The organism is Plantactinospora sp. ZYX-F-223, assembly GCF_039649625.1.
In the GTDB taxonomy this organism is placed as follows: Bacteria; Actinomycetota; Actinomycetes; order Mycobacteriales; family Micromonosporaceae; genus Plantactinospora.
Genome location: NZ_JBDJAV010000153.1, coordinates 1 through 1,631, shown reverse-complemented (window position 1 = coordinate 1,631; position 1,631 = coordinate 1). Strand labels below are relative to the sequence as shown.

At 68.7% G+C, this 1,631-nt stretch carries 2 protein-coding genes; both read left to right on the top strand.

Going from position 1 to position 1,631, the window contains the following annotated elements:
- Positions 1-85 precede the first annotated feature (85 nt).
- Entirely contained in the window at positions 86-397 is a 312-nt protein-coding gene (locus AAH979_RS42900; RefSeq protein WP_346263853.1) for a hypothetical protein, read from the top strand.
- An 82-nt stretch (positions 398-479) separates the two neighbouring features.
- The gene (locus AAH979_RS42895; protein WP_346263852.1) at positions 480-1,601 is read left to right on the top strand and encodes an IS630 family transposase; all 1,122 of its coding nucleotides are present in this window, start codon (positions 480-482) and stop codon (positions 1,599-1,601) included.
- The last annotated feature ends 30 nt before the right edge of the window (positions 1,602-1,631 follow it).

Sequence of the window (1,631 nt, the reverse complement as noted above, 5' to 3'; positions counted from 1 at the left end):
GCTAGTGCTCTGACCGCATACGTTCGCCGGGTTAGTTGGATGTGAGACGACGTTGCTCGGCGGCTGATGGGGTGGGGTGGAGGCCGTGAGGTCTGATGATCTTCCGGAGGCGCGGCTGCGCGTCCAGAACCACGGTGACGAGTTGATCGAGTTGGTGGTAGAGCCCTGGGGGCGGGACTACTGGCTGAAGCCCGGCCAGGGCACATTGGTGACGACGGTCGGAATCGCGGGAGATGCGCCCTGGCCCGGAACGACGAGACAGGACGAGCCGTTCGAGGTTGACTACCGGCACGGCTCGGTGACGGTCCATGCCAATGGCGTCGACGCATACGTGATGGACCTTGAAGGCCGTGATATCGAGTGCGGCTATCAGCGGCCGGGCGGCGCGGTCAACTAATTCCCTGACCAGGAGGGTTTCCGGCCTGGCGGCTGTCGCGATTGGATGTAGCACGACATCCGGTCCGACAGCTGGAGGCAAGGTGGCCGAGCCTGTCCGTGCGCGCAGGTTGACCGACCAGGAAGGGCAGAAGCTGCAGCAGATCGTGCGCCGGGGCAGCACCAATTCGGTGCGCTACCGGCGCGCGATGATGCTCCTCGCATCGGCCGGCGGCAACCGGGTCCCGGTAATCGCCCAGCTTGTCCAGGCCGACGAGGACACCGTCCGTGACGTCATCCACCGGTTCAACGAGATCGGCCTGGCCTGTCTGGACCCTCAGTGGGCGGGAGGCCGTCCCCGCCTGCTCAGTCCTGACGACGAGCAGTTCGTCGTCACGACGGCCACCACCCGACCGGCCAAGCTCGGCCAGCCCTTCACGCGCTGGTCCCTGCGCAAACTCGCCGCCTACCTGCGCAGAGTCCACGGCAGGGTCATCCGCATCGGCCGCGAAGCACTGCGCCGCCTGCTGGCCCGCCGGGGCGTGACGTTCCAGCGGACCAAGACGTGGAAGGAGTCCCCGGACCCCGACCGCGACGCCAAGCTCGACCGGATCGAGGAGGTCCTGGACCGGTTTCCGGAACGGGTGTTCGCGTTCGACGAGTTCGGGCCGCTCGGGATCCGCCCCACCGCCGGAGCCGGCTGGGCCGAGCAGAGCCGCCCGCAGCGGCTGCCGGCCACCTACCGCCGCACCCACGGCGTCCGGTACTTCCACGGCTGCTACTCCGTCGGCGACGACCAGCTGTGGGGCGTCAACCGCCGCCGCAAGGGCACCGCGAACACGCTGTCCGCGCTGAAGTCGATCCGCGCCGCCCGCCCCGACGGCGCCCCGATCTACGTGATCCTGGACAACCTGTCCGCCCACAAAAGCGAGACGATCCGCCACTGGGCCAGGAAGAACCGGGTCGAGCTGTGCTTCACCCCGACCTACGCATCCTGGGCCAACCCCATCGAGGCCCACTTCGGCCCGCTACGCCAGTTCACCATCGCCAACTCCCATCACCGCAACCACACCGCCCAGACCCGGGCACTGCACGCCTACCTGCGCTGGCGCAACGCCAACGCCCGCCACCCCGACGTCCTGGCAGCCCAACGCCGTGAACGCGCCCGTGTCCGCAGCGAGAAGGGCATCCGCTGGGGCGGACGCCCACTCACCGCAGCGGCCTGACCAACCCGGCGAACGTATGCGGCCAGAGCA